Consider the following 1,095-nt stretch of genomic DNA (forward strand, 5'->3'; position numbering starts at 1 on the left):
TTGCGGCTTCACGCCGGTACTCCGGCGTGTACTTCTTGCGCTGTTGATTCACAATGAACATCCTCTCCTACGGACACAAGATCCGTACAAATAGGGTGTCCACTACTTGAGGGTAACCTCAGGGTGTCTTCGAGAATGAGGTCGATGAGTCCTTGTGCGGCAGTGGTTGCGGTCTGGTTGGTGTAGGCGTCGATGTGGCGGGCGATGATGGTGGCGGTGGCGCTATCGCAGGTAAGCGTTAGTGTGGTGGTGTTATCCGGGTTGTAGTTGATGCGCAGTCGTGGTTCGGGTTGTTGTTCTTTGTCTTCGGGGCGCAGGTGGGTGTCGATGAAGGTGCGGATAAACCGGCGCAGATCCGCATCGGTGGGGACTGTTTCGTTGGGTGTGGTGGGGGTGAGGAAGTCTGCGAGTGCGGCGTCGATGGCTTCGAGGTGGTCTGGATTGTTGTCTAGGCGGTTGAGTTCGCGGTCGATGATGCGCAGTTTAGTCAGGTCGAGTATCCAGTGCTGGCCTTGGACTTCGGTAACGAGGGGTAGTTGCCGCATGCGGAAGTGGGCGCGCAGGAAGCCTAGGAGTTTGTGGTAGGAGATGCCGAGGTCTTTGGCGAGGCTGGTGAGGCTGAGGTCAACATCCTCGTCTAGTTGGGGGAGGATGGCGCGGTAGAGGAACCAGGAGGTTTTGCGTGTGTAGGTGCCGGCTTTGCCGATGTGGTTTCCGGGTGCGTTGGTGGTGTAGAACGCTTCAGGAACGTCTTGGTCGGCATCTGTGTCGTGTGCGTTTGCGGGGTGGTCACCTATGAGGAGGGTGTCTGGATAGTCGAGGCTGGTAACTGGTTCGGGTTGGGTGAGTGTGGCAGTCATGGACGGGGCACTCCAGAAGAGAAGAACAGTATTCGTATGTGATTTCTAACGAGTGCCTTCATAGTATCCTGCGTGGTGGACATGTGCCTTGGGTGGGGGTGTTTATGTTCGAATAGAGAGTGTCTGATGGTTTGTGTGTGGGAACCGATCCCGCATAAGGAGATAAGCCAGAATGACTACTGTGACAAGACGAGATCCGGCCGATAAGGCCAAGATTGATGCGATTGAAAAGAAG

General features: G+C 55.7%; 1 protein-coding gene. It reads right to left on the reverse strand.

Annotated elements, in window-relative coordinates:
- Positions 1-8: 8 nt before the first annotated feature.
- Positions 9-860, reverse strand: coding sequence for a hypothetical protein (locus MHY13_RS12100; RefSeq protein ID WP_239283246.1), 852 nt, complete (start codon positions 858-860; stop codon positions 9-11).
- Positions 861-1,095: the final 235 nt, after the last annotated feature.

Source organism: Corynebacterium sp. ACRPE, from assembly GCF_022347435.1.
Classification (GTDB): Bacteria; Actinomycetota; Actinomycetes; order Mycobacteriales; family Mycobacteriaceae; genus Corynebacterium; species Corynebacterium tuberculostearicum_D.